Below are 26,328 nucleotides of genomic sequence, written 5' to 3'. Positions count from 1 at the left end.
CAGATTTGTAATTATCGCTTAAGAAGTTGCTGGTACACTAATTGCTAGTAACTCAATAAGCATTATTTTTTAGTTCTGGGAGGCAATAGTTCGCCTCCCTTTATTTGTAGTACCAACGACTGAGTTATGCAGACGTGGGAATAATAAAGAGTAAAGGTAGATGATGAAAAAAACTCTATTAGCAGTGGCGCTACTTGGCGCATCTTCTGCGGCAATGGCGGATTCTTGGATTTACGGTGGTGCAACAGTAGGTCAGTCTGACTACAAAGGTGAGACGGACACATCATACTCTGTTCACGTTGGTACAGGCATTCTACCTATCATTGGTGTTGAAGCTGGTGTAACACAACACGGTGAGTTCAACGTAAATGGTCAAGACACTAAGCTAACTTCTTACTACGCAGCACTTAAGCCAAGCATCGACTTCGGTCCGCTACACGTGTACGCAAAAGGTGGTTTCCATCAGTGGGACAAAAAAGTGAAAGGCGGCAAAGACGATGACGATTTGGACCTAATGTACGGTGTGGGTGCTGAGTACTTCATTTTTGGCCCGATGTCTGTTGGTGCTAGCTACATGAACTACACTGCTGGTAAAGACGATATCAGCACGTTCTCTGTTAACGCAACACTACATTTCCTATAAGCGTCAAGCTTTCTAACACCATATGAAACACACCGGCTTTATGTCGGTGTTTTTTTGTCTGGAAGTCACAAAACAAAAGTTGAACATAAATTATTCACTTTTAGAGTCTTAAAATGCCTATGCTTTCCAATATATAGTGGCGATTAAATGCGCATATTTGCGTAATGTTTCGCTTAGGAATCGATCAGGAAGGGATAGTATGAAAAAAACACTCTCGTTATTCGCTCCAACGTTGTGCTCAACGTCAGCAATGGCTGACTCTTGGATTTACGCTGGTGGCCAAATTGGTCAGTCCGATATCGACAGCGAAAATGATACAACCTACGGTATTCATGTCGGTACTGGTATTTTGCCGTTCATTGGCATTGAAGCAGGCTACTTTAATCACGGCAAAGTGGATTTATCTTTGAGTGGCAGCAGGGGTAGTGCTGATTTTGATTCATTCTATTTAGCGGCGAAACCTAGTATCGACTTCGGCCCGTTACACGTTTACGCAAAAGGCGGCATCAATGCATTCAACGTTGATTATGACGGCGGACTGAGAAACTTAGACAAAGATGATGGCGTCTCTTACATGTATGGTGTTGGTGCCGAATACTTCTTGCTTGACAATGTGTCTGTGGGCGCGAGTTATCAAGCGTTTGGCGTGGATATTGAAGGCGATAGCGATACCGTTAGCAGCGTAACAGGGAACATCACCTTCCATTTCTTATAACGCTCGCTGGATGAAAGGTTTGCTGATTTGGTTTCGTCGTTAATTGTGAAACCAAATCAGCGCAGGTCTTCTCTATTTGCGCAGTGACTGGCTATGAACTTAAGTATTTCTTGTGTCTTTTCTAGTCTACAACCTACGACAAAATCAATCGTTAGACATCATAATTTTTGTGTTGATATTATTTCCCCTTCATCTGTCTTGAATTGAGCTTAAAATGCAACAAATCACGACTTTTTGCAAAAATATGTGATTGCTGCTAAAATTCGTCCCGCTTTAAAACTTTAGAGTTCAAATTAATGGAGGGCGGTATTGGAGTTCTTCTCACCTGAGGGGCGTTTCAAATGCACGTTAAATTTGTATTTATGGATAATGCATTTAAAAAATATAGTATTGATACAACCGATTATCAGGTTGGACAGGATAACGTTCAAAAGTGGGGATTCGATATACATAACCCGGTTTTTGGCATTAGTGCGGGGCTCGTTGTTTTCTGTCTGATTTCACTTCTTCTTGTTGAGCCAACCACTGCTCGTGACGTATTAAACGGTCTAAAAAACGGAATTATCGAACAGTTTGATGCGTTCTTTATGTGGTCGACAAACTTCTTCTTATTGTTCGCCGTTGCTCTTCTTTTTTCTCCGCTAGGTAAAATCCGCTTAGGAGGCAAAGAAGCAACGCCGGATCACTCAACCGTTTCTTGGTTGTCGATGCTTTTCGCCGCGGGTATGGGTATTGGTCTTCTGTTCTGGAGTGTGGCTGAGCCGACCGCGTATTTCACTGATTGGTGGGGAATGCCACTTAACGCAGTACCATACACCGAAGAAGCAAAATCCCTTGCGATGGGTGCCACTATGTTCCACTGGGGTGTGCATGGTTGGAGTATTTACGCACTCGTTGCACTAGCATTAGCGTTTTTTGCCTTTAACAAAGGTTTACCACTTTCATTGCGCGCGGCGTTCTATCCAATTTTTGGTGACCGTGCATGGGGTTGGTTAGGTCACGTTATTGATATCCTTGCCGTTTTGTCGACGCTATTTGGTCTTGCAACGTCGCTAGGTCTAGGTGCTCAGCAGGCGACCAGTGGTATTAACCATGTCTTTGGTCTAGAAGGCGGCATTGGTACACAAATGATTGTGATCACCTTCGTTACCTTTATCGCGGTGTTATCAGTGATTCGTGGTATTGATGGTGGTGTTAAGCTACTGAGTAACGTCAATATGGTGGTTGCGTTTGCGCTGCTTATTTTCATTACCTTCATCACGTTTGATACGGCGTGGAGCTCGCTACGCGACACAACAATGGCTTACATTGAAAATATTATTCCATTGAGTAACCCTCACGGTCGTGAAGATGAAACTTGGATGCACGGCTGGACGGTATTCTACTGGGCTTGGTGGGTATCTTGGTCACCGTTTGTTGGTATGTTTATCGCGCGTGTGTCTAAAGGTCGTACGGTTCGAGAATTCTTATTCGCAGTCATCGTTATTCCTACAGTTGTTACTTTGATTTGGATGTCTGTGTTTGGTGGTATCGCGCTTGACCAAGTGGTGAATAAAGTTGGTGAGCTAGGTGCAAATGGCCTAACTGATATTTCATTGACTCTGTTCCATGTTTACGATGCGCTTCCGTATAGCTCAGTGATTTCAATGCTTTCTATAGTGCTGATTCTGGTATTCTTTATTACATCGTCAGACTCTGGCTCGCTGGTTATCGATAGTATTACCGCCGGTGGTAAGATTGATGCACCAGTACCGCAACGCATTTTCTGGGCGTGTATTGAAGGCGCAATTGCAGCCGTAATGCTTTGGGTTGGTGGTAAAGAAGCCTTGCAAGCATTGCAATCAGGCGTTGTTGCAACAGGGTTACCGTTTACTTTTGTTCTGCTGTTGATGTGCGTCAGTTTGGTGAAAGGGTTAAGAACTGAACTGCCAGCTTACAAATAAATACAACGCGATCCATGATTGAGTTTAAATGCCGAGCCTTATGTGCTCGGCATTTTTTATTTCTACTTTTCTTTTCCAATAATTTCGTTACAGTTTAGGCTTATTTCCACCTCATTAAACTGCATTATGTCACTGGCTAAACTCATTCTTATTCGTGGACTTCCGGGTTCAGGTAAAACAACCTTAGCAAAACAACTGGCAATAGAGCTTGGTGCTAAGCATTTTGAAGCTGACATGTATTTTGAAAATGATGAAGGTGATTATCACTTTGAACCGGTTCAATTACCTCAAGCGCATGAGTGGTGTTTTCAGCAAACTAGAAAGTGGTTGAACAAAGGGAAAGTCGTGATTGTGAGCAATACGTTTGTTCGACATTGGGAGATGAAGCGTTACATGGACTACTGCATGAAGAAGCGCATCGAGGTGGAAATTAAAGTGTGTCACGGAGCGTATCAAAGCATTCATGACGTGCCACCAGCGACGATAGAAAAGATGCGCCGCCAGTGGCAAGAGTGACTGTTACCAGAACCGGAAGCTATTGACCTCGTCCGTCAATCATCACAACGAATGTTTTGCTCATGATTGAAAGGTCCATTGAAATCCAAGAGTAAAACGAACCTAAGCTTAGTGCGTAACTGTGGTCAAACCCAACTTTGCGTCTTACATCTTCAATGCATGCATCATAGCCTTGGTTAACCTGAGCTAAGCCTGTGATACCTGGTAACACGCCATATGTGCGCTCTACAAAATAGGGGATTTCATCTTCCAATTTCTGGTAGAAAGCTGGGCGTTCTGGGCGCGGCCCAATCATCGACATTTCACCTCTCAACACATTAAACAGTTGAGGTAGTTCATCTAAACGCGTTTTGCGTAAAAAGCGTCCTACTGGCGTGATGCGGGGATCATTTTCAGTTGCCCATACTGCGCCAGAGCGTTGCTCTGCATCAATATACATGGTGCGAAACTTCATGATTTGAAAAAGATCCATTTTTTCTGGTGTACAGCGCCCAACACGCAGTTGACGATAGATCACTGGGCCTTTCGATGTGATTTTTATAGCTAGCGCGATAAATGGGAATAGCGGTGCAGTGACGAGCAAAATAAACATTGCAACCAGTACATCAAACGTTCTTTTCGCGTGGCATACATTTGAATCGTAGCGTGAGTTTTTCATGATGCTTTCCTTATTGGTTGACGCGTTTCCAACGTCCATTTTCCATTCCGAGTAAATACTTCATACCGCCGATAAAGTTGGCGAGATGACCAATGACGATGTAGCTAATCAGCTTAAAAGGTTTAATTGTGTTAAGTGCTGGCATCAAGTAAGTGATAAGCGCGATGCTATAAATACCAACTTGTGCGGACAGCATTACTTGAAACAGCGGATTGTGTGCCAGTAGTAGTGAGCAAATAAAGCAAACAATCATCAAATAGGGTGTTGCTAAGCGCAGAACCTTTCCCGATAGAAATGCAAAGGCAGTGCCACGATAACGAGGTAGCAGTAATTTCTTTAATTGCATGAGCTGCTGCATGTTACCCGCTGAAATTCTTAGGCGCCGCTTGAAATCTGCGTTGTCTGAGCTCTGTTCTAGTTCAAGAGCCAGCATGTTTGGCTCGTAAATAGCGCTATAGCCTCGCAAAACGATTCTCATAGGGAGAATAAAGTCGTCATTAATGGTGCTAACTTCCAGTGGTTCAAATAAGTGAGTTCTGAAAGTGTAAAACGCACCGTGGGAACCAATCGTTGAACCTAACAAAGATTCTTGGTGCTTTACTCGAGACTGGTATTGCCAATACGCCGCTTCACCTTGGTTATCAGTGCTCATTATTTGATATGTTGCGTTAACCACTCCAACGTTCTCATTTTGATAATGCTGACTAGCTAGCAATAGAGAATCGCAAGAAATCAATGCCGACGTGTCACTCAGTGCGGTAATGTCCGAGCTAACATGACGCATTTCTTCGTTGAGTAGGGCAACTTTACCGCGATTGACTTGGTGATCATTAATAATGAACAGAGTATCAGAGCAGATTGCTTCTTGAATTGTCGCTTGAGCAATCTCGGCTGTGTTATCTGTGCAGCCATCACATGCGATCACTACTCTTAATTTATCCCTCGGGTAGTCTAGGCTCGCAAGGTTACGGATCTTCTCTGCTATCCATTGTTCTTCATTGTAGGCGGGCACGATGACAGTAATAGAGGGTAGCTGGCTGTCTGTTTTGGAGGCTTTGTAAGCTCGCTCTACAAATGGTGCTTTGGTTTCGTCTTGCTGTTTTAAAGGAAGCCACTTAAGGAGCAGTGGGTACCCAACGTGATGATAGACAATCAAAAACGCGGATAAACCAAACCCTATAATCCAAAGTAAATCATTCATAGCTAGCCTCCTTGGCCAAACGTGAGTAGCGACTCACCATGTCTCTGATATCAAAGTGTTTGAGAATAAAAGTTCGAGGAGAATGGTGTGATGATTCCAGTTGCTGTGATAACGCTTCGGCCAACGAAAACACGCGATTTGCTTCAACCAGTGTGCTGTTGTTCGGACAGAGCGTCTCTTTCACGCCGCCAACATCCGTCGCGACGCAAGGAATGTCACATGCTTGAGCCTCGAGGGTTGAGAGAGGAAATCCCTCTTGAAGTGATGGTAAGCAAAACAAGTCTAGGCTTTGGTAAAAGCTGGGCATATCGTCGACCAAGCCTAAAAAGGTTACTCAATCTTCAAGTTTTAACGTTCTAACTTGTGCTTCCAATTGAGCTCGCTGAGAACCATCTCCAGCAATGGCTAGGTGTGTGTTTGGCGTAAGATGAGAGAATGCTTCGATAAGCACTTTATGGCCTTTAACTGCTTCTAGACGCCCGGCAACGCCAATCACGATTTTGTCGGTTGGAAGTTCAAACAAGTGTCTTGTTGCCGTTTGGTCACCGCTTTTAAACTTCTGACAGTCAATCCCGTTATGGATAGTACAAATTTTGCGATACTTTAACTTAGTCTGTATTTGATGGGCGACAAAGTTAGCATCGGCAACTACTTGCGGGCGAATCATCGTTAGCAAAAGGGACTGTAGTCGAGCTGATTTTTTGTTATTAAGGTGCCATGCGTCGTGCTCGGTATGAATCACTACAGGTACGTGCGCTAAACGTGCAGCAATACCACCATACAGAAGTGGGCCGATATGATGGGTGTGGACCACGTCAGGCTTAAGTCCTTTGAGCATGGAAGTCAGCGTACTGATGGTTTTTCCGCTGAATCCAGGTTTCTTATTAAGAAAGTGCAGTTGGCCTTGGTAGGGCAATAGTTTTTGCCAGCCTTGTAGTGCATGTTCTTTGCTTCCTTCTAAGCTCACGACAAAAACGGAATGGTTTGGCTGCGCAAAACGAAGCATTTCTAGTACGAGCGTTTCTAAACCACCAGGAGCTAAGTGTTGCACGACGTGTAATATCACTTTTTTGCTGTGCTTAGTGTTATTGTGTTTTTGTCTGAATTCCATTTTCAAACCCTCGTTGAGTTCTTTGTTTATTTAGGAGTTGCAGACTGCGTGCCAAAAAATTAATCATTTAAAAACAATAGGTTAATATTGATGTTTGTGAGACTTTATGTTTATTCTCAATTTGAGATTCATATTAGTGGACATGCTATGAGGCTGTATAAGGCAGTAGTAAAAGAAAAGCACTCGCCGACCGAGTGCTTGTAAATGAGTTCTTATGGCGGTTAGTTTCCGTACACTATGTTAGGTAAAGTGGTGATGACAGGAACACCAAGGTGTTTTTCTAATGCTCTTTTAGAGCGGATAGAGTTATCGGCTAACTCTAGTATCGTCGCTAATCCAATGCCTAAACCAGCGCCACCAATAAATCCTAAAATGACAAATACAAAACTAGGTAAGTTAGTTGGAATCGTTGGCGTGAACGGTTCATCAATGATTTTTACGCGCTTATTCTCTTCAAACTCTCCCAAAGAACCCGTTAGTTGGGCCATCTCATAGCGTTCGACGAGTTCATCATACATTTCTCTCTTCACTGCGACGTCACGAGCTAAGCGGTTGATTTCTGTTGCTGTGCTCCCAAATTGGTGCGCATTTCGCTCTAATTCTTGGATCATGTCTCGCAAGCTGTTGGTTTCTTCCGTAAGTGCTTCAAAACGTCCGCGCATCATTTGTAATTGATGTAGTTGGGAGACAAGTAGAGGCTGTGCTTCGCCAAGACTGTTTACTGTGGTATTGCTCGCGATATCCCATAGTTGAGCACTGTTTAGTTCTGGTTGTTTAGAGTTCAAGAGTACCGAGCGTTCCTGCTCCAACCGGTTTAATTCTCGCAACTTACCTTGCACTAAACTATGCGCCTCTGTGTATTTAGCGCGAAGCAGGGTAAGTTCACTACGAATGTCGATGATTTGCTCTTCCAGTTTACCGATAACCGGGTTCGTTTTGGATAGTTGTTGATCCAAACTGCCTAGACTTCGTGAAACACCAGCAAGCTCCGCCTCCTTTTCGGCTAGCGTTTGTTTGAGGCTAGCAAGGCGAGTAAGGCTTTGAGCTTGCATTTCGGGTGTCGCGTCTGAGTAAGTATTTTTATACTCTGCAAAAGCTTGTTCAGCCTTGTCTAGTTCTTCCCTGCGTTTGTTGATATGGATAGTCAAAAAATGACTCGAATCTTTAATCGAAGAACGCTCAGGAGCCAAAAGCTGTTCGACAAAATGCTCTCTGACAGACAGCAGCATCGACTCCATTCCTTCTGATTTACCACTTTGCAATTGAATTTGAATGAAGTCTTTACCGAGTGGCTGAACAGACAGGCGCGACGCAAGATCTTTTATGATGAACTCTTGCTCTTTTGCACTCATCTCGTCATTGATCAGCGATTGTTCTTTTGCGACAGAATACAAAACGTGTCGGCTTTTTAGCAGAGTACTGAGTGCGCTCAATCGGTCTTTAAGCATTGTTGAGACGGCAAGGTCTTGAAGGAACGGGTTCATTTTCGCTGTCTCTTGAATAAGCATGCTGGTATGAGCAACATAAGTCGTCGGAACCAGTTTACTTACGATGAAACCCAGCACAGGCAAGACAAGCATAGGGATAACGATCATGTAACGACGTCGCCAAGCGCCATGTAGTAATACACTAAGGTTCTCTCTCAAATCGTTCATAGCGTCCTCACTAATTTCTCAACTTGGTTGGCTCTTGCTTCCCAGCTTTGCTGTTGAACATATTGCTTTGAGTTTGCCGGGGGTGGGATCAGGTGATCGAGACTGGCGCATACATCTTCGACATTTTGAACTATGTGGAGCATATGCTTGTACGGCATTAATGCAGGAAACGACGTGCTAATAACGGGGGTTCCCGTTGCCAAATACTCAAGAAGCTTGAGGGGGTTACACGCTTTGATTTGAGCGTTATTAACAAAGGGCAACCAGCTTGCGTCCCAGTGTTGAGAGTAGCTTGGCAAAGTGTGATGAGCTCTTGGGCCGAGATAGTAAACGTTACTTCTTTGAGGTAGCGGATTGTCACTGAGTTCGTTGGGGCCGATGAAAACCAGATCCCAGTCAGGCGCTTGGTCTGCGACTTGGGCAATTAAGTCGTAATCTAACCATTCAGACAAACTGCCATAAAAGCCCAGCACTTTGCGGCCGTTGTCAGGCAAGTCTTTGGCCTTCGGTGCTGGCTCAGAAAACAGACTAACGTCGACACCATGAGGCAAAGTGACGGTTTTATGTGATGGAAATTTGGTGGAGAGCGTTTCGCTTGCCGTAAAGATAACGCTGGCCGCATTAACAAGAGTACGTTCGTGCTTAGCTACCGTGTCGTGGTCAACACCAGCTAAAGCGCTAAAGTCATCGCCACAATAGTAAATCAGTCCACGTGGGTTCATTTCTGCACAAAGATCGGCAGCAGTCGGGAGCGACGTCCAAAATACAGGCTTATCAAAACCAAGAGCTTGTAATTGTTTGTTGAGTTGGTGTTTCATCATCTTAGCGGCCACTTTTCTTGCTAATGCAGAATTAGGGGCAGGAATGGTGAGCAAGTTGATGATGTGAATGTTTGGGTTTGTTTCAGAGTCCAGTGTTGGCTTGTGTGAGCCTACGTTATGAAATACACGAGTGAGTTTGTTTAACGCACGCTGTATGTCTTTAGAATCCAGCTTAGGTTGACGAAGGCCAATGGAGTTCACCCAAAGGATTCGATGGTTCGCTGCTAGTCGCTTGACAATATGCTGAGTGGAAGAGGGTAACCCACCAAAATCTTCTCCAAATACTACGATGTCCGTCATGTGGCTCTCCTTGAGTCTTGGTTATTTGATTACTAATTAAGTGAGTAATCACAATGCGTGCCAAGGAATTAGCCATTTTAAAACAGTGAGTTATGGGTTTTGTTTATGTTTGAAACTAGGATTTCTCATTTTGACAGTCACTTTGAACAATTCGGCTAACGACAACTGTTAATGCCGCTAGAATGTAAATTGGCCAAGTGAAACCTTGAGTCAGAAACGTACCTGATACGATGGTACCGATAAGCCCACTTAACACGGCGTTTGCTCCAACAGAGAGGGTGTAATCTGATTTTGGTGTCAACAATGAGATGGAATGCAAAGAGGTGCGGATCAATGACACAATTAAAGTAATGAACACCGCGAGTCCGACAAAACCCGTTTCTGCCAACACGCCAAACCAAGTACTATGGACCGCGTGGTTGATACCATCCCAGTGTGGGCTGTAGAAATAGTAATTAAAGTAAAAGTTATCTAGACCTACGCCAGTCAACGGGTGATGCAGCGCCATTTTAAATGCCGCTTCCCACGCATAAAGTCGCCCCATCGCAGAGGCATCTATACCATCCTCAGCGGCTCCCCCCGACTCTCGTCCTGAAATACCAGCGAATGCGTAGAGTACGATCGCTGCGATGGCGCCTAGTACCAAGACTAATGTTTTGCTTTTGATGTGTTTAAAAGCAAAGTAGGCAAATACAGACAGTGAACCTAGTAACCCACCGCGGCTCTGCGTCTCAATGATCGCAAAGAACAAAACCAAACAGGTGATAAGGGCAAAGAGCCTGAGATGCTTGGGGGAATGCTTCTCCATCAATTGACTAACGGTAAAGGCAAGGGGAAACATCAGCACTAGTGCCAAATCGTTAGGATCGCCAAGTACGGAACCTATGGATCGTCCTATCGACACGCGCGTTCCTTCGACTAAATCAATGCCATTCGCTGCGTTTTGTAATGCCACTAGACCAATCAATAATCCGGCGAAAATAATTGCTTTTGACATCTGAGCGAGCTGTGAAGGTTTAGTAATAAGCCAGGTGATGGCCAACGTCATAATGATGATTTTCCAATAGGTGTTTTTGAACACCGTTATTGCGATATCACGACTGGAAGCGAATATGATTCCGATGATCACCAGACCCCAAAATATACACAGCCACTTTAATGAAGGGTGCCAAAAAGCTGTAATCTGGCGGCTTATAAGAAGGTGAAAAGCGAGTGCGGCGAGTGCCCCCAGTGATAAGAGTAATGGGATCTTGAAGTTATAGATAACAGGAAAGGCTTCGTGAATACGAAAGAATGAAAAAATAACGAACAGTGTGACAAGCCAAAACGTTTGATTGAGAACAAACAGTAACGCGAGTGGTGCGAAACACAACGCAACAATCAAAATGGGATGAGGCATAACAATCCAAAGCAGGCCGATACCGACAGTGATCGTCAGTGCTGCGATGGACTGTTTTGTTCTCACCTTGGTTTCATTCATAACGAGTATCTCTTCACCTGTCCACGCCGTTTCACTATGTATCGAGTGAGCGCATTGAGCGTCTCTTTACTCATGTAGCGAGTGGCTATCCCTGCCAGCAAACTGCATGTCAAAATGCAAATTGCGATGGCGATGCCTATTGATTGTGAAGAGTGAAGCAGGAACAGTGCCACACCGGATATAATCTGTAATAAAACCATCAGACTTAGGTGAAAAGGCAACGTCATACATTGTTGGCCTACTACATAAGTCAGGCCCAGCTTACACAGTTGTGCGTAATAAAGCGCAATGAACACACCATAAATACCCAGAGAAGATAAGCCAAACAGCAAAGCAATCGCAACGCACGCAGAGACGACATTTATACCCAGTAGCCAGCGAGTACGACGCTTGTACAAAATGGAGATGTTAATCAACTCACTCCATTCTTTTAACATGGCGATAGGTAGCAAGAATAAGCTGAATAGTACCGCCTCATGATAGGTTTCTGGCAGTAAGTAGGTGATCATCACCATTGCTAATGTGCCAACCACTACACTCAAACCTGTAATGTAAATCATACCTAAGTGTGTGATGCGCACTGCTTCAGTGTTCTTGCGCCCTTCTAAGTAGTTAAATCGACGTGGCATCCACCACATGCCAAATGGCTGCACTAAAATACACATGCCCACTGCAAATTTTACCGCTATCGCGTAAATCCCTAACGTCGCAAGAGAAGTGTTGGCACCAATGAACCAGCGTTCAGCGCCATTGAGACAAAATGCTACTAAACCGGCCATCATCATTGGTAGGCAGTAGTTTAGGTATTGTTTTGCCAATGTCAGCTTAGGAAGGGTGACATTGTAACGGTTAACGATGTGCAGCCAAACAAATTGAGTAATAGCAGCCAACAAGCCCCCCCACAAAACAGAAATAACATGGGGATGAACAGACAGCGCCGCGACGATAAAAATGACCTGAAAAATGGTGGTAGTGACCATGACGTTAAGCAGTGTTCTTGCTTTGTCGTCTTGTGTTCTTAACCAGGCAGTGCCGATTGCAATACTGCCTTCTAGAACGATGGCAAACATAACAATAGCAAATTCGACTCGCGTAAAAGGCGCGGGAATGGGGGCGATTAAAATGATAGTGAGCAAGCTAAGAGCAACGACGCCAGCGATGAGTAAAGCAAGTGAGTACAGCTGGTTTAGTAGGCTTGTGCGCGTATTTTTATCCTTTTCAACGCCGACGAATCGATAAAGCGCTTCATGCAAAGCGAAACTGACAAACAAGGTCGTAACAACACCAAAGGTTGTTAGAAGCTCAAGCTTGCCCATTTGTTCTGGTGAGAGAAAGTGGGGCAATACAGGCAGCATGATTAGGCTGATGCTTTTATTGATCACTAAGGCGATAGCAAATAGCGTCATGTTGGTCATTGCTTTAGACATGGTCATATCCTTTGATGTCTCGCGGTGTCTTGAGTGTGCAATCATTGTTGGTAGCAATTTCGCCAGCAAGGTGCTGGGCGATTGGCAAATAACAACGTTCGGCTGTGTATAGTTGAGAAACATTGAGTGCTTCGATACCCATCGTTACTTTCATCCACGGCGATTCATTCAAAAGGCGAATTGCGTTGTGTAACGAAGCCACATTGTTAGGCGTGTATTTAATACAATTTCGGCCGTGAGTTAACACGCGGTCCCAATAACTATCATCATGTGGAATGACGACACACATACCTGCAGCGAGCGCTTCCAAAATAGATAACCCAAAAGGTTCGTTGAGACTGGTGGAAACAAACACACCACACTGTGAACGCAATTCATCTAAGTTGTTTGGGCACTCATGCCATTCAACACCTTGTGTGTTGAAGTCCGGTGTTGAATATTCCACACCTGCCACGTTAGGTTTGATGTAACACACGGTGGATTTGATCTTTTTCGACTCATCAAGTGTTAAAGCATCAAGCAAAAGATCGATGTTCTTCCATTTTAGTAAGCTAGCTGCCCAGAAAACGCGGCTTGAAATCGGATTCGCTTGTTTTGGCCAGCGATCTTTCGATAATCCATTAACAAATGTAGATGTATTCAAACCACACCAATAGCGTTCGGTGGCTGGCTTCTCTGTTTTGAGGTAGGCCTGTAATGCTTCTACCATTGATTCGCGGGTGTTTGCCAAGTAGTAAATTGCCGATGCTTTTACTAAGCAGTAGCCAGCAGATCTCGATCGTCCAATAGGGCCATGAACCATCTGTACCACAGGCTTTTTGCTAATTAATCGTAGTAAGTACAAAGGCATATCATTACTTGGGCAAGATAGGCCCAAAAAGCTATCTATTTTTGGCAGCTTCATGCACGCGTAGAGAAGTTGGAGAAAGTAGTAAGCGTTCATCAACCAGTAGGTCAGTCCATGAGTCGAGTTAAATGGTGATGGTTTTATTTTTATAACTTGCACACGCGGTGTATCACTAAGCAGTGACGCCCAATGCTCTGGATTTGTAGTGAGTAGATAACCAATCACGTTCAGCTTATCGCACTGCTTAAGGAGCTCTGCATTCGCGATTTTGGATCCACCTTGCATTGGGATGGCGTCGAACATCAATACACGTTTCATGACCGGGCTCCTCAATTGATGCTCAACCAGCGTGAAAGAGGCTTCATGCAGTGAGTCATTGGCATTGGTGTAATGGCGTTGTTATTAAGTTCACCTTCGTAAATACGTTCAATAGCGTTGATAGATGCAGTCGTCGTTAAGTTCTGGCTAGCATGTAGGTAAGCGTTTTCCGCCAGCTTGTTTCTTAATGCCGCGTCTTGCATGACTTGTTGAATCGCGTTTAACAGGCTCGCCATTCCACTGTTCTGGTACAGCAATGCAGAGTGATTATGCTCGAACAACTCAGGAATGCCTCCCGTTTTAGGGGCCACGATAGGCAGTTGAGCTAAAGCCGCTTCCCCGAGCACGAGACCAAAGGCCTCTTCATAGGCGCCGCTAATAAAAGCGTCTGCATTACCACACATCCACGCTCCAGCATTGTGTTGCTCTCCGACAAAGTGCACTCGTTCTTGGATACCAAGATCCGAGGCAAGCTGTTGCAATGCTTCTCTTTCTTCGCCGTCACCAACAATAACAAGGTGAGGGTTGTGGTGGTGGTAGTTGTGCATGCGCATTGCGCGAATAAGGCGGTCGAACCCTTTGCGCTTAATCAGCGAACCCACCGACAGAAAGGTAAAGGCCTGTGATGGGATTCCGAGGCGATCTTTAATGTCGATGGGTGTATCCACGCCTTGAAGTGACACGCCGTTGTGTACGACATGAAGTTGGTTTTGCGGGTAGCCGTCCTGAAGAATTTCGCGTCCAACATCTTTGCTAACGCAAATCAATTTTGGAGAGAGGTGAAGTCCGAGAGAGAAGCGATCGCGCAATGTATAATGGCAATGAAGTTGCGTGACAAGTGGTATATGATTCATGCGAGCAGCCAAACACATCCATTGACAAGGGCCGCCGCTATTGACGTGTACCAAGTCGATGCTGTGCTTTTCGATCAAAGCTGAGCCTTGTTTGATAAGGCAATTCCACCCGCTAATATCCCAGCGTGGAGCGCTCCAACCACCCACTAAATTGAAGGCTGAATGTTCCGCTTCAATTCCGAGCGATTGGCACTTATCGATTAATGGTTGGCAGTTTGACCATACGAAAGGCTCAAACTTATTGCGGTCGATTCCTGAAATGAGATCCAGAAGCACCACTTCACTGCCGCGAATCCAATTATCACCATAATGAACATATAGAATGCGTTTTGGCGTAGTCATAAGTCACCTCTGTCTCATCATTAATCTGCGTTAACTGCTGAGCTGCAATAGAGATGCCAAAATATGCCATTAGTTTATGTGATTGAATCTTATATGATATTTATATTTAGAACTCATCATTCTCATATTGAGAACCAATATGGATTAGTGATCCGTTTCAATTTGATATTTTTGTAGCAATACGGGAATCACACTTTGCGCTGAGAAATCATCAATGATGGTTTGTCGAGCATTCTGGCGAATGAGTGATTGTTGCGCTTCACCAATCGACATCCAGTCATGAAGACATTTAGCAAGAGAGGGAATGTCTTCGACGATAAAACCATTTTTACCCGTTTGGATAATATCTGGAAGACGACCTACACGTAAGCTCATCACGGCAATGCCTCTCGACATGGCTTCAAGCGCCGCCATTGGAAGACCCTCATAACGAGAAGAGATGATAAGTACGCTGATATTTTCCCAAACACCTTCCATATTGGTTTGATGGCCGAAGAAAGTCACATTTGAAGGGGCAGTTTGATTAAGCGACTCTTTTTCCGGGCCATCACCGTACACACTAAACTGTAATGTTGGACAGAGCCTCGCTACCTCAATAAATTGATCGGCGCCTTTTTCCTGACTCAATCGGCCGACAAAAGCGATCTCCTGATAGTTGAGTTGACTTTTGGGAATCGAAACAAAGTTATTCAGCAGTTCTGAAGAACAAAAAACTTTGCGCTGAATACTTGGACTGACAGCAAAGCAATGGTCAGATAGGCTGCCTGAGCCTCTATCAAGCCAATCGTATAGCCATAGCTTTCCTGAGGACGATTCACCAGCATGATAAGTTGAAATCAAACGAGGAAACGTACGGGTGAGCAGTTTGGCGCAGCGCGACAAAATCGACGCTTTATAACCATGGGAGTGAACCACTGAGGGTTGGTGATTGGCGACGGCGCTTGTTAGGTGTTTAATTTTTAAAGCTTTATTGGGCTCGCCAGACAAATAGTTTAAGTAACTCACAGGGATCGCGGCTTCTTTTGCCTTCTGTACAATCTGAGCGGCTGGCGAATACTCAGTGGTTAGCACAACTCGAGCTTTGTTTCCAAAGGCGATTAATCCCCGAGCTAGCTCGATAACGTGACTTTCAATGCCGCCGAATAGACGGCTATCAAGCAAGATCCAAATTTCACCAATGGCAGGTTTATCAAGATTGTTCGAGATTAATTTCATCCGCTTCCCACGCTTGTTTTTTTCGGTAAACCGTAGATGGGCTTAACTCCAGCATGACAGCGGCGTTGAGGACGTTGCCATCACAGTACGCAATTGCGTTTTGAATTGCTTCACGCTCTACTTGCCACATAGGGCGAATGGTTCCATCAGAGTTAAAGTACGGTGAGGTAGCAGCAGAGGACGGTGTACCAGGCTGCTCCGCTGCGGTAATCGACGGTTCGACCGCAGAAGGTGAAGGTTCCTCAGTATAACCAGGTGGTGGTGTGATTGGTGCAATGTTTGCTGACTCTTGAGCAACATGCGCAGGCGTCGTTGTTTTCGTCACTTTAGACTTTTTAGTAAGTTGAGCGGGTAGGTGGTTCACCGTGACTTTTTCGTCGTTATTAAGCACCACAATGTTACGTATGATGTTTTGTAGTTGCCTTACATTACCCGGCCATTCGTAATGCTTGATGATATGTTGAGCTTCGCTGTCGATTGTTGAGAATTTCTTTTTGTCCTGTTTGGCGTAAGTGGTCAAGAAGTACTTGGCAAGCGTGACAATGTCACTTCCTCGTTCACGTAATGGGGGCATATCGATAGGTATAACGTGCACACGGTAGTATAAGTCTTCACGAAAACGACCTTCTTCTACCTCTGTTAATGGATCTCGGTTAGTGGCACAAATGATTCTCACATCTACTTTCATTTCTCGAGTGCCACCAAGAGGGGTGTAAGTGCCCGTTTGTAGAAAACGGAGCAACTTCTTTTGCATCTCAAGTTCCATTTCACACAGCTCATCAAGAAAAAGCGTACCACCATGTGCCAGCGTCGCCGCACCTTTTCGATCTGTTGTTGCTCCAGTAAAGGCTCCTTTAACGTGACCAAAAATCTCACTTTCCATCAAATCTCGTGGAATAGCCCCACAGTTAATTGCAATAAAAGGCTTGTCTTTACGGTCGCTCTGGCGGTGGACGGCTTCAGCACAAACTTCTTTACCTGTGCCGCTTTCTCCCACAATAAACACACTGGCAGAAGTTGGCGCAACAGCATCAATGGTCTTGTATACCGCCTGCATCGGGAGGCTTGAACCGATGAATCCGTGATAGTTGTGGCGATCAAACTTGGACTGAATATTTTCCACCAAATCTTCCAATTTGGCGCGTTTGAGGTGCAATGCGACTGATGTTTTTAGGCGATCAGCGTTTATGGGCTTTTCTAAGAAATCTTCCGCACCTTTTTGAATTAGATTAACGGCTAAGTCGACGCTGCCGTGTGCCGTAGCAATAATAACGGACGTAGGAATGTCATTCTGGTTGATCCAATCCAACACGTCTTCGCCAGACATGTCGGGCAGTTTCAAATCGAGAATGATGAGCTGAGGTTTGCTTCTTTCAATAAATTGAATCGCTTCGCGACCTGTCTCGACATGAAAAATGTCATAAGGTTCGTCTTTCACATACTGCTTATAAAGTATGGCTAGTGAAGTAGAGTCCTCTACCAGTAACACCCTTGGTCTCATAGTCCCATCCCAACGTAGTTTGTTTCATTTTTTATGATTTTTGTCAGCACTACTATTTGGCATTATGAGTGGTTTATAGCTCTCTAGTGCTGAAAATTCTCAATTTGAGAAAAGCGTTATTTAAGTATTAGCACAAGGTAGGAAATTTGCGAAAAATCCATACTTTTTAATTGATTAAGTTATGCCCAAATAATTTCAAGGTGTGTGGCTTGGCGAGGGTGATTGAATTTGGAGCCTAAATTTCTGAGATGATGTCGGCATCGCGCTTTATCAAACGCGATGCTTCGCTAGGGAGTAAGACACTGATACTACTCAAACCCTTGAGCTTTTCGCTTTTCTAACGCATCAAACGATTCATTGGCGAGTTGCGGAAGTGTTTCACAAAGCTCCAATGCTTTTGGTATTTTTCCTTCGACACAGTACTTCTCAATCATTCTTGCTTGTCTTGAAAGCGTTCGATTGCCTAAAGCGAGAGCAGAACTGCCCAGTGTGTGAACCTCGAACTCTAATGTTTGAAGGTCTTTTGTGCTTAATGCTTGCTCTATTTTCTCCATGCGATCGCGTGACTCTTCGACATAGTGATCAATCAAGGTAGGGATGATTTCGGCGCACGTATCTTTGATCATTTGCTGAAGAATATGCTCATCCACTAATTCTTGCTCGATAGTCAATGTATTATTTATCGTCATAATAGCGCTCCCTATAACATAAACAGTTCGCTTTTTTTAATTTGCTGAGACAGTTTTTCTTTCCACTTTTTTGGTAAGAAACGCAGCTTGGAAACTTGGCGGATTAACTCATCTTTCAGGCTTGGAGTGTGCTTCATGTTCAGTACAGAACCAATCAAGTTCGCATCGCTAGCATCGAGTATCTTTTTGGCTTGCTCGAGCTGGGTTGCAGTCGTAGAACCATAATGCGCTACTAACAAAGTAGCATCACATACGCCAGCAATCACTTGAGGCGCAATATTGCTTCGGTTGACACTGAGAAGTGGTGATGTATCTATCACGACGCGCTCGTACTGCGTTAACCATTGTGCAATGTTTCGTTTCAGCATTGTTGGGTCTCGGTACGCTAACTGAGTGCTGGCGAGAGATGGAGCAGGGAGGCCGACTAAAGTTTGATGTGTATTCTCTCGTGTGATCAAATGGCCAACCTTCTCGTCATCATCAAATTCGTGAACAGTGTGATAAGCGGGTTTGAATAAGTTAAGGTCTACATACAAAGTATTGTGGCCTGCTAAAACCAAGCGCTCTGCAAGAGATGACGCCACGGAAGTGACACCATCTTCAGATTTACAACCCACAACACAAATCGTTTTGTGGCCTTTCTGTTCACTCTGAAGATAAATTTGTTCAATCTCAGCGTGAGTTGCAGGAATAGTCATTACAACGCTCCTATTAACACGATGGTTGTGGTGATTTGTAAAATATCTCTTAATCCGGCCCTAGCTTTTTCAACAAAGCTTTCGTCTTTATGGGGAATGTAAATCGTGTCGCCTGCGCGAATGACTGGCAGCTCATAAATGTTGGCTGTTTTACTAAAGTTCACCAAATCAAATGTTCGGGCTTGGCCCTGGCAGCAAGACATATTGACCACACTGATCTTTTCAAGGTAGGCATTGTCAGTTGGTCCTCCTGCTTCCGCTAACAGATCAAGCACAGTCATGTTGTCATTGAATACGTATCGCCCTGGGTCTCTTACTTCACCTAATACGCGTACCGTGGACTCTTTTGAACGATCTAACCAGTTTTTGTTTTTTTCTGGAATGTAAATGGTATCACCAGGACGAACGTGGGGCAGAATTGACTCATCGCCTGTTTCAAAGTACATCGATAAATTCAATTTACTCACTTTGGCATAACCTAGGCCTCGGTGTGTGACACGGATGTTGTGAATATCTGCATCCATTGTCGGTCCATCGGCGGCAGATAAAATATCCAGAAAATGCATATCTTCGGTGAAACGATAGCGCCCAGGTGCATTGATTTGCCCGAAAACGTATATCGATGCGTCAGAGCTTTGGCTTACCCATTGCGACTTATTATCGGATGGGTCGTCAGGCAATGCATGTACCCTTACGACTGTACCAGCGGAAACTCGAGGTAGGCTTGATGTTGGTGAGCCATCCAGAATGTATTGGTCTAAGTCAAATTGTGTCATTTGACCGTTATTGGCGACTTCAATTTTGGTGGTATCAGCTCGTCGAGTTGGGCCACCAACGTGTGCAAGCAGATCAATCAAATCCATTTCGTCTGACCACTCGATGCGTCCAGGGCGAACAACTTCTCCCATCACTGCGACCGCTCGACTAGGTGCTACTTTTAACCAAGACTTCTCATTGAAATCGGTTTTCTCCGGTACGAAAATCGCGTCTCCTGGTCCAACATTTGGTGGTCTGGCTGAAGATAGTCCTTCTGTATGCGCGGTAAGATCGAATTTGATGACTTTGCCATCGGCTTTTATAACGCGAATTTGGCGAGATTCTGCGTAGCGAGTGGGCCCGCCAGCGTTGGCGAGGATATCCATGAAGCTAGCGCCTTTCTTGCCTTCGTATGCCCCAGGATGGGCGACTTCACCCATCACGTAAACCACATTTGCACCTGCTTTGATTTCTTCTTCCTGTTTTGGGACAAAGATGGTGGCACCTGGCAGGATCTCTGGCAGTAGGCTTTGGTCTCCAGTATCAAGGTACTTTTTCAGGTTAAACATGGTTGGGTTATTGTTTGTTATCACGCGAATTTGTTCAACACTGGCATATCGTGTCACGCCGCCAGCTCGCATTACGACATCAACTAGCGTGGTGTTTGGCTTGTATGAGAACGAGCCAGGTGCGTTGACTTCACCAAAGACTTTGATTGCACGAGCGGAATCTGCGCTGTCACCTGAATTCGCGAGTTTTGCTGCATCAAACTCTTGCTCAATATTCCCTACGAGTGGGGAAGCGGGGACAAATAAGACATCCAGTGATTCTAGTTTTGGCAGCTGGCTATTGTCCCCCGTATCAAGGAAGCGTTTGTAGTCAAATTCAATGTTTTTATTTCCACGTTTCACGATCATTTTATCGAGCTGAGCCCCTGCGCGCAGGCCGCCAGCTTCGTACACAAACATTTGAATGTTGGACCCAGAAGGTAAGGTATATTCACCGGGTTTGACCACGTAGCCTTGAACGGACACTAACAACTGTTGCTGTTTAATAAAAACTCGAGCGTTGTTAACGTCACGATACACGGTCTTTAGCCTGTCGATAATCACGTCTTGGAGTTGTTGTTCATTGTAGCCGGCCACTAATACAGGGCCGACTTCTGGTAAATTAATTCGTCCACGACGATCAACCTGAAACCCTTGGTTTAACGACGCCTCTCCAGGTAAGTTAATCTGTATTAAATCACCGACCTTAACAGTATTGCTCTCATCCGCTATGGAAGAAGGTACCCACGCGACCAGACACAACAACATTAAGAGGATAAATGGTTTCATCGTGTTCATAGCGCGCCTCCTGCCGTTGGGTTTCGGTTTATTGAGGTATCGCTATCTGAATTAGGGCTAATAACCTCGATGCTTACTCGACGATTAGTTAAACGCACGGCGGATGTTTCACCTTCATAGAGTGGCAGGTTATCTCCGACAGATTTGGTAGTGACTCTCTCTGAAGTGATACCAAATACGGTTAGGTAACGCTTTACTTGTTCTGCACGCGCTTGAGCAAGTTTCTGGTTGTAATCGGGTGTTCCAGTTGCATCCGCATGCCCCGTTACTACAAGAGATAGGTTAGGGTGGTCACGTAAAATGTAGGCTGCTTCTGCCAAATGTCCCATGTACTTCGGGTTGATTTCTGCTGAATCGACAGCAAACTGGTTGTCGATATTAAGTAGTGCATAGATATCCGACACTATGTTTAGGTCGCTACGTAGTGCTTCAATATCATCGGGCGGTGTGCAAGTGGTTTGGCTCAGTACGTAGTCGAGTTGTTGTTCGAGCTGGTTTAAGCGTCGACGCTGAATCACAAGGTCGTTGGCAGCGTCGAGTAAAAGCCCACCTTCCAACTCGCGCGCAATTCTATTTTGTTTTTCAATGGCCTGAACAACTGCCGCAGGAAAACACCAGCGCGCGCCCTCTTGGATTAGTGCGTCTAGATGTAACTTGGTCAGTTGCCAATCAAACCTTAACCCATGTTCTGGACCTAAAGGCTCGTCAGGCATCACAGGGGAAAACTGATAATTCTCGATCGAGATATCTTGATAGCTTTCCGCCAAGCCACCTTTTCCGTGTTCTGGGTAGTCAAACGACGAACAACCAAACATGCCGACAACAAGACCGCTTACTGCATATCGTCGTATAAGATTTACCATGCCAACCTCCGTTTAAACCGGTATTTTTAGTGTCCTTTTGAGTTAACGGGAATGGCATGGTTGATACGAAGCAAGCTCATGATTTCTAAAGGTTGGCCTGATACGTTTTCAATACTCATGCTTCTTTCACGTTCAACTAGACGCTTATATAAGTAAACAATGGCACCAATCCCTGAAGAATCAAGAAATTGGACGTGCTGTAGGTTAATTTCGACTTCTTTGTGATGATTGTTGTGAATTACTTCATCAATGTGATGTTGTGCTTGTCGACAGCCACTTGCGTCTAAGTCACCAAAAAACTCAATGGCTAACTTGTCTTGATTGATTTCTAGTTTGCGTAATTCCATGACTCTGTCTCCGTTTGTTTTTCTAATTGGATATAGAGCAGGTAACGTGCCAATTTGAAATTAATGAAAAATCAAACAGTTAAATATTGTTAATGATATTGTTCAATTTGAGAAAGGACTGATTCTCAAATTGAGAATCAAAAATGCACAGAGAAATGGTTTGCTTATAAGAGGTGTTGAACCTAAAGAAGTCATTAGAGCGGGGGATCTCGTCATGATTAGATTCCAACTCGATTGACGAACCATCCGCCTTAAGTGAACAACGTGTAACGACTAAATGCAAAACCTGTCTAAAGTTTATGATTATCTTTGCAAATTATTACTAATGTTGATTGTTATGAGTCGAAGAACAACTAGTAATAAATAGGTCATCGAGAGGACTTACGTTTCAATAAAGACGATTTTTTGTACAAGGTCTTCTTATGCCACTAAAAATGACATTAATTGCGCTGGCTGTTATGGCAGCGTCTTCACAGCCTCAAGCGGATACTTCTCTCGCACCACCAGTTTCTCTTGCACAAAGCTATCAGGATGGCATTGATGTGTCTGAATATTGGTATAGCGAAAAACTTGATGGTGTTCGCGCTTATTGGACTGGGCAACATCTCGTGACGAGAAATGGTAATCGAATCTACGCCCCAGATTGGTTTACAGGACCTTTACCTGACTATCCATTGGACGGTGAACTTTGGGCTGGGAGAGGTAACTTCCATCTTGTTCAGCAAACGGTATTAGATAAAACTCCTGTAGAGTCTGCTTGGCGACACATCGACTTTATGATCTTTGATATGCCATATTCCGCTGGTGATTATCGGAAGCGTTATTACAACATCAAAGATTTAGTGCTTGAAGTCGACCAGCCTCATATCAAATATGTCGAGCACCGAGCGATTCAAAATGAAGCTCATCTGTTTACACAGTTGGATAAAATTTCAATATCCGACGGTGAAGGGGTGATGTTGCGGAAGGTATCAAGCCGCTATCAGGCTGGACGCGGTAGTGATTTGCTTAAACTAAAACGATACGCAGATGATGAAGCGTTAGTTGTGGGTTATAAGCCAGGAACAGGGCGCTTATTAGGTATGATGGGAGCAATGTTAGTTCGCTTACCAAATGGCATTGAGTTTTACATCGGTAGCGGATTTACCGATGAAGTGCGTCGCCAGCCTCCGAAAATTGGTTCAACCATTACATTTAGATATAACGGTTTTACACATACTGGTAAACCACGTTTTGCTCGATTCTTGCGTGAAAGGTTGAAGGAATAGAACGCTCTGCACTTACTAGTTGCCAACGGTTACGCCACATCGTTTGAAGAGACCCTGCCAAAACTGAACGTGGTTTAGGGTTTCTTGCCTAAATTTCCTATGTGCCTCAATGATGCCATACTGGTGACCATGGAGTTGCATACGGTTCTCCACCAAAGTGGCACCATCATTAAGTTGTTGATAGGTACTGTCTAAATAAGCCAAATAAGGTTGCACTTCTTCAACGTAAATGGATTGAAAGACATTTCTTAAGTAGCGGAACTGGGTGGTGTCTCTGTTCGGCCCGCACAATACATTGCTCTGGTTCTGCTCAAGTAGCTGAGTTGTCGCTTTTAACCAAAGGGATGTGTTTACCATTGAATAGTAAAGTCGTCCGAGTAAACGAGATTTCTCTAACTCTTCTTGATATTGCGTAACTTCCACATCGGGTAGACGTGAGACCGCGCGGTGGGGTAAATCATACATTTCGCTGAAAATACGATAGACATCGTTAATGCGTACAATATCATTCGTCGTGTCTTGAGATAGCCAATCAGAGGCAGTTAGTTGCTTTTGCATGGCATCACTTACGAGTAGTAAGTTGTCGAGATGAATGTCTAAATGTTGCCACTTGGTTGAGTAAAGTTCTGTCAATGTCGCGCGTTCTTCATCGCTAAGTGGAAATTCGGATAAACATCGATTCATGACTCTTAAAAGGGCAGTTTGATAATCCAAATCATGAAAGGCATCCTGGACCTTTCCAAGTTGTGAGTTTTTCTCGGCAAGTAAATTAAAGAGTCCGCACTGTCGTAATTGATAGCTCTCTAGCAGACCAATAGATAGCCTTGGCAATGGCTCGAACAAAACGCGTTTCGCAGGAATCGTTACCGTAGACTGTAATTCTATTGGAATAACAGGAACTTCCAATACATTGGCTACACGTTGATGATACTTATCAAACATGGCGTTCTCTGGATTGAACCAGTTATCACAACCATTAAGAAGCAAGATTAAGAACAATAAAATAGACCGCACAAATATCCTTTTTTATAACTTCGTATCCGTTGTCTAGAGAGCAAAATCAACCACTTCGCAATCTTGTTATAAGTATACTCAACCGTGTGATTATTCGATCAAAAAAGCCAGCAGATGCTGGCTTTTTTTACTTTTTATTGAACTGAAAAGTTCAATTGCACTTCTGGCTCTTGGCGATGCATCCAACGCATTCTGACGCCTAACATAAAGGCCGCAGAAGATAGGCCGATGATAAAACCAAGCCAGAAGCCTTGTGCTCCCATTGGCTCGACAATCCAGTCTGTACGGCCAAGGACGTAACCAATTGGCAGCCCAAGAATCCAATAAGCAATAAAAGTACGGTTGAAGATGGCTCGCATGTCTTTATAGCCGCGTAATGCACCAGCTGCGATCACTTGAACCGCATCCGTACATTGATAAACAGCGGCAAACACGAGCAGGTGCATCGCCAGAGTGATGACCTCTGGGTTGCTAGTATAAAGCTCGGCGATCCACTCGCGAGACAAGACGGTTAAAATCGCTGTGAGAACGGACAAAGCTAGACCAACCATAATGCCGACTCGTGACGCTACGCGCGCGCCATCTACGTTTTCTTCACCAAGTCGATGGCCGACACGAATGCTTACTGCTGCACCAATACTCATTGGTAGCATAAATACCAACGAGGAGAAGTTAATCGCGACTTGATGCGCTGCCACAATGATAGGACCCAGTGGTGAAACGAGCAGTGCAACAACAGCAAACAGTGTCACTTCAAAAAACAGCGCTGCTGCAACAGGAAAGCCGAGCTTGAATAGACGAACTTGCGCTTTCCATTGTGGGCGATGCCATTCTCCAAATAGGTTGATGCTTTTCAATCGCTCTGATGTCATCACATACAGCAATAGCATGGCAAACATGACCCAGTAAACAATCGTGGTTGCTACACCACAGCCAACGCCGCCTAATTCAGGTGCACCAAACTTGCCGTACACGAAAATCCAGTTTAGAGGAATGTTGAGCAGTAAACCGATAAAGCCAATCACCATTGCCGGTTTCGTCAATGACATACCATCCGTAAAGCTTCTAAGCGTTTGGAAAAGTAAAAAAGCGGGTACTGCTAGTATAACGGCATGAATGTATCCCACCGTTTTTTCAGCCATCAATGCTTCAACATCCATCAGCCCGAGAATAAACTGGGTTTGAAGCAGGACTGCAATTATCGGCACACTGATCAGCAATGCCAAAACGACGCCTTGCTGAATTTCAAACGGGATTTTCACTCGACGACCAGAGCCATTTAACTGTGCGACAACAGGGACCAATGCCATTAATAAACCCACCCCAAACAAAATGGATGGTAGCCAAATACTTGAAGCGACAGAAACCGCAGCCATGTCGGTGGCGCTAACGCCGCCAGCCATTACGGTATCAACAAACCCCATACCAGTTTGAGCGACAGATGCGATCAATACCGGGGTCGCCAATTTGATAAGACTTGATGCTTCTTCTTTATAGCGATGCACGAAAAATACTCCAGAGCGGAACAATAAGTTGAAAGAATGAGAGTACTCGAGGGCAAAAGATGTGGTGAACGGATCTGATGGTTGATTTTAGTCACGATAAGGTGAAAAAATGCCTCGGAGAAACTCCGCGCAAATGATAAACAATTGTATGTTTATATTCCATAGCTAGGTAGCGAATAGTCGATAACACTGACTGGACGCTCTCCACGCTAAGGATACGCTTTTACTGAGAACAGCAGCGAATCATGGTAATGTTGAAGCATGCATGAGAACAAACCAGTGTTCATTAAGCCAT

Annotated in this window: 22 protein-coding genes and 1 pseudogene; 5 read left to right on the top strand and 18 right to left on the bottom strand. The window is 44.5% G+C overall.

The features are described from left to right. Positions 1–163: 163 nt before the first annotated feature. From UQW94_RS15445 to UQW94_RS15430, 4 genes are all read left to right on the top strand, one after another. A complete protein-coding gene (locus tag UQW94_RS15445; protein ID WP_021033871.1) occupies positions 164–643 on the top strand; it encodes an outer membrane beta-barrel protein in 480 nt (159 codons plus the stop codon). Positions 644–842: 199 nt separating this feature from the next. After that, on the top strand, positions 843–1,358 hold the full coding sequence (locus tag UQW94_RS15440; RefSeq protein WP_322142366.1) for an outer membrane beta-barrel protein: 516 nt from the start codon (positions 843–845) through the stop codon (positions 1,356–1,358). Between the two features lie 362 nt (positions 1,359–1,720). After that, positions 1,721–3,301: a BCCT family transporter gene (locus tag UQW94_RS15435; RefSeq protein ID WP_005377659.1), complete on the top strand. Its 1,581-nt coding sequence runs from the start codon at positions 1,721–1,723 to the stop codon at positions 3,299–3,301. A 126-nt stretch (positions 3,302–3,427) separates the two neighbouring features. Then, positions 3,428–3,817 carry an AAA family ATPase gene (locus UQW94_RS15430; protein ID WP_151514762.1) on the top strand — a complete coding sequence of 130 codons (390 nt, stop codon included), beginning with the start codon at positions 3,428–3,430 and terminating at the stop codon, positions 3,815–3,817. A 19-nt stretch (positions 3,818–3,836) separates the two neighbouring features. Here the strand turns inward: UQW94_RS15430 and UQW94_RS15425 are convergent, their stop codons facing one another. The 16 genes and pseudogenes from UQW94_RS15425 to UQW94_RS15350 form a co-directional block, all read right to left on the bottom strand. Continuing rightward, on the bottom strand, positions 3,837–4,475 hold the full coding sequence (locus UQW94_RS15425) for a sugar transferase (RefSeq protein WP_005394228.1): 639 nt from the start codon (positions 4,473–4,475) through the stop codon (positions 3,837–3,839). A 10-nt stretch (positions 4,476–4,485) separates the two neighbouring features. Then, positions 4,486–5,676 carry a glycosyltransferase family 2 protein gene (locus UQW94_RS15420; RefSeq protein ID WP_042522924.1) on the bottom strand — a complete coding sequence of 397 codons (1,191 nt, stop codon included), beginning with the start codon at positions 5,674–5,676 and terminating at the stop codon, positions 4,486–4,488. Continuing rightward, positions 5,669–6,787: pseudogene (locus UQW94_RS15415) on the bottom strand (glycosyltransferase). The gene UQW94_RS15420 and the pseudogene UQW94_RS15415 overlap by 8 nt, the downstream one beginning before the upstream one ends. 221 nt (positions 6,788–7,008) lie before the next feature. Continuing rightward, complete coding sequence (locus tag UQW94_RS15410; RefSeq protein WP_322142365.1) at positions 7,009–8,442, bottom strand: chain-length determining protein; 1,434 nt, start codon at positions 8,440–8,442, stop codon at positions 7,009–7,011. Beyond that, positions 8,439–9,563, bottom strand: coding sequence for a glycosyltransferase (locus tag UQW94_RS15405; RefSeq protein WP_213968810.1), 1,125 nt, complete (start codon positions 9,561–9,563; stop codon positions 8,439–8,441). Before UQW94_RS15405 ends, UQW94_RS15410 begins: the two co-directional genes overlap by 4 nt. A 115-nt stretch (positions 9,564–9,678) precedes the next feature. Further along, positions 9,679–11,043: an O-antigen ligase family protein gene (locus tag UQW94_RS15400; RefSeq protein WP_175413444.1), complete on the bottom strand. Its 1,365-nt coding sequence runs from the start codon at positions 11,041–11,043 to the stop codon at positions 9,679–9,681. After that, positions 11,040–12,470, bottom strand: a complete 1,431-nt coding sequence (locus tag UQW94_RS15395; RefSeq protein WP_175413445.1) for a lipopolysaccharide biosynthesis protein — start codon at positions 12,468–12,470, stop codon at positions 11,040–11,042. The genes UQW94_RS15400 and UQW94_RS15395 overlap by 4 nt, the downstream gene beginning before the upstream one ends. Beyond that, entirely contained in the window at positions 12,463–13,635 is a 1,173-nt protein-coding gene (locus UQW94_RS15390; protein ID WP_137281979.1) for a glycosyltransferase, read from the bottom strand. Before UQW94_RS15390 ends, UQW94_RS15395 begins: the two co-directional genes overlap by 8 nt. 11 nt (positions 13,636–13,646) lie before the next feature. Continuing rightward, the gene (locus UQW94_RS15385) at positions 13,647–14,831 is read right to left on the bottom strand and encodes a glycosyltransferase (RefSeq protein WP_322142364.1); all 1,185 of its coding nucleotides are present in this window, start codon (positions 14,829–14,831) and stop codon (positions 13,647–13,649) included. Between the two features lie 144 nt (positions 14,832–14,975). Continuing rightward, a complete protein-coding gene (locus tag UQW94_RS15380; RefSeq protein ID WP_239932146.1) occupies positions 14,976–16,046 on the bottom strand; it encodes a glycosyltransferase family 4 protein in 1,071 nt (356 codons plus the stop codon). Next, positions 16,021–17,547 (bottom strand): sigma-54-dependent transcriptional regulator, encoded by a 1,527-nt coding sequence (locus UQW94_RS15375; RefSeq protein ID WP_025766673.1) that lies wholly within the window; start codon positions 17,545–17,547, stop codon positions 16,021–16,023. Before UQW94_RS15375 ends, UQW94_RS15380 begins: the two co-directional genes overlap by 26 nt. Positions 17,548–17,855: 308 nt before the next feature. Continuing rightward, positions 17,856–18,236, bottom strand: coding sequence for an Hpt domain-containing protein (locus UQW94_RS15370; RefSeq protein WP_005377636.1), 381 nt, complete (start codon positions 18,234–18,236; stop codon positions 17,856–17,858). An 11-nt stretch (positions 18,237–18,247) separates the two neighbouring features. Next, complete coding sequence (locus UQW94_RS15365) at positions 18,248–18,934, bottom strand: AAA family ATPase (RefSeq protein ID WP_054730238.1); 687 nt, start codon at positions 18,932–18,934, stop codon at positions 18,248–18,250. Then, positions 18,934–21,036 (bottom strand): SLBB domain-containing protein, encoded by a 2,103-nt coding sequence (locus tag UQW94_RS15360; RefSeq protein ID WP_322142363.1) that lies wholly within the window; start codon positions 21,034–21,036, stop codon positions 18,934–18,936. Before UQW94_RS15360 ends, UQW94_RS15365 begins: the two co-directional genes overlap by 1 nt. Next, positions 21,033–21,899, bottom strand: coding sequence for an OmpA family protein (locus UQW94_RS15355; RefSeq protein ID WP_322142362.1), 867 nt, complete (start codon positions 21,897–21,899; stop codon positions 21,033–21,035). Before UQW94_RS15355 ends, UQW94_RS15360 begins: the two co-directional genes overlap by 4 nt. Positions 21,900–21,925: 26 nt before the next feature. Further along, the gene (locus UQW94_RS15350; protein ID WP_017634929.1) at positions 21,926–22,246 is read right to left on the bottom strand and encodes an STAS domain-containing protein; all 321 of its coding nucleotides are present in this window, start codon (positions 22,244–22,246) and stop codon (positions 21,926–21,928) included. 422 nt (positions 22,247–22,668) lie between these two features. On the opposite strand from UQW94_RS15350, the gene UQW94_RS15345 reads away from it, so the two are divergent. Beyond that, positions 22,669–23,514: a DNA ligase gene (locus UQW94_RS15345; RefSeq protein WP_017634928.1), complete on the top strand. Its 846-nt coding sequence runs from the start codon at positions 22,669–22,671 to the stop codon at positions 23,512–23,514. 15 nt (positions 23,515–23,529) lie between these two features. Here the strand turns inward: UQW94_RS15345 and UQW94_RS15340 are convergent, their stop codons facing one another. Together UQW94_RS15340 and UQW94_RS15335 are read right to left on the bottom strand one after the other, a co-directional pair. Further along, positions 23,530–24,528 carry a DUF3080 domain-containing protein gene (locus tag UQW94_RS15340; protein ID WP_322142361.1) on the bottom strand — a complete coding sequence of 333 codons (999 nt, stop codon included), beginning with the start codon at positions 24,526–24,528 and terminating at the stop codon, positions 23,530–23,532. Positions 24,529–24,662: 134 nt separating this feature from the next. Then, the gene (locus UQW94_RS15335; protein ID WP_005377626.1) at positions 24,663–26,033 is read right to left on the bottom strand and encodes an MATE family efflux transporter; all 1,371 of its coding nucleotides are present in this window, start codon (positions 26,031–26,033) and stop codon (positions 24,663–24,665) included. Positions 26,034–26,328 lie beyond the last annotated feature (295 nt).

Source organism: Vibrio sp. PBL-C16 (assembly GCF_034321865.1).
In the GTDB taxonomy this organism is placed as follows: Bacteria; Pseudomonadota; Gammaproteobacteria; order Enterobacterales; family Vibrionaceae; genus Vibrio; species Vibrio alginolyticus.
The sequence above is the reverse complement of the archived record's forward strand: the minus strand, read 5'-3'. Positions and strand labels throughout refer to the sequence as shown.

What these genes read in the sequence shown, in the direction of transcription:
- UQW94_RS15445 (WP_021033871.1), top strand. Translation starts at nt 164, where the DNA reads ATGAAAAAAACTCTATTAGCAGTGGCGCTACTTGGCGCATCTTCTGCG.
- UQW94_RS15440 (WP_322142366.1), top strand. Translation starts at nt 843, where the DNA reads ATGAAAAAAACACTCTCGTTATTCGCTCCAACGTTGTGCTCAACGTCA.
- UQW94_RS15435 (WP_005377659.1), top strand. Translation starts at nt 1,721, where the DNA reads ATGGATAATGCATTTAAAAAATATAGTATTGATACAACCGATTATCAG.
- UQW94_RS15430 (WP_151514762.1), top strand. Translation starts at nt 3,428, where the DNA reads ATGTCACTGGCTAAACTCATTCTTATTCGTGGACTTCCGGGTTCAGGT.
- UQW94_RS15425 (WP_005394228.1), bottom strand. Translation starts at nt 4,475, where the DNA reads ATGAAAAACTCACGCTACGATTCAAATGTATGCCACGCGAAAAGAACG.
- UQW94_RS15420 (WP_042522924.1), bottom strand. Translation starts at nt 5,676, where the DNA reads ATGAATGATTTACTTTGGATTATAGGGTTTGGTTTATCCGCGTTTTTG.
- UQW94_RS15410 (WP_322142365.1), bottom strand. Translation starts at nt 8,442, where the DNA reads ATGAACGATTTGAGAGAGAACCTTAGTGTATTACTACATGGCGCTTGG.
- UQW94_RS15405 (WP_213968810.1), bottom strand. Translation starts at nt 9,563, where the DNA reads ATGACGGACATCGTAGTATTTGGAGAAGATTTTGGTGGGTTACCCTCT.
- UQW94_RS15400 (WP_175413444.1), bottom strand. Translation starts at nt 11,043, where the DNA reads ATGAATGAAACCAAGGTGAGAACAAAACAGTCCATCGCAGCACTGACG.
- UQW94_RS15395 (WP_175413445.1), bottom strand. Translation starts at nt 12,470, where the DNA reads ATGTCTAAAGCAATGACCAACATGACGCTATTTGCTATCGCCTTAGTG.
- UQW94_RS15390 (WP_137281979.1), bottom strand. Translation starts at nt 13,635, where the DNA reads ATGAAACGTGTATTGATGTTCGACGCCATCCCAATGCAAGGTGGATCC.
- UQW94_RS15385 (WP_322142364.1), bottom strand. Translation starts at nt 14,831, where the DNA reads ATGACTACGCCAAAACGCATTCTATATGTTCATTATGGTGATAATTGG.
- UQW94_RS15380 (WP_239932146.1), bottom strand. Translation starts at nt 16,046, where the DNA reads ATGAAATTAATCTCGAACAATCTTGATAAACCTGCCATTGGTGAAATT.
- UQW94_RS15375 (WP_025766673.1), bottom strand. Translation starts at nt 17,547, where the DNA reads ATGAGACCAAGGGTGTTACTGGTAGAGGACTCTACTTCACTAGCCATA.
- UQW94_RS15370 (WP_005377636.1), bottom strand. Translation starts at nt 18,236, where the DNA reads ATGACGATAAATAATACATTGACTATCGAGCAAGAATTAGTGGATGAG.
- UQW94_RS15365 (WP_054730238.1), bottom strand. Translation starts at nt 18,934, where the DNA reads ATGACTATTCCTGCAACTCACGCTGAGATTGAACAAATTTATCTTCAG.
- UQW94_RS15360 (WP_322142363.1), bottom strand. Translation starts at nt 21,036, where the DNA reads ATGAACACGATGAAACCATTTATCCTCTTAATGTTGTTGTGTCTGGTC.
- UQW94_RS15355 (WP_322142362.1), bottom strand. Translation starts at nt 21,899, where the DNA reads ATGGTAAATCTTATACGACGATATGCAGTAAGCGGTCTTGTTGTCGGC.
- UQW94_RS15350 (WP_017634929.1), bottom strand. Translation starts at nt 22,246, where the DNA reads ATGGAATTACGCAAACTAGAAATCAATCAAGACAAGTTAGCCATTGAG.
- UQW94_RS15345 (WP_017634928.1), top strand. Translation starts at nt 22,669, where the DNA reads ATGCCACTAAAAATGACATTAATTGCGCTGGCTGTTATGGCAGCGTCT.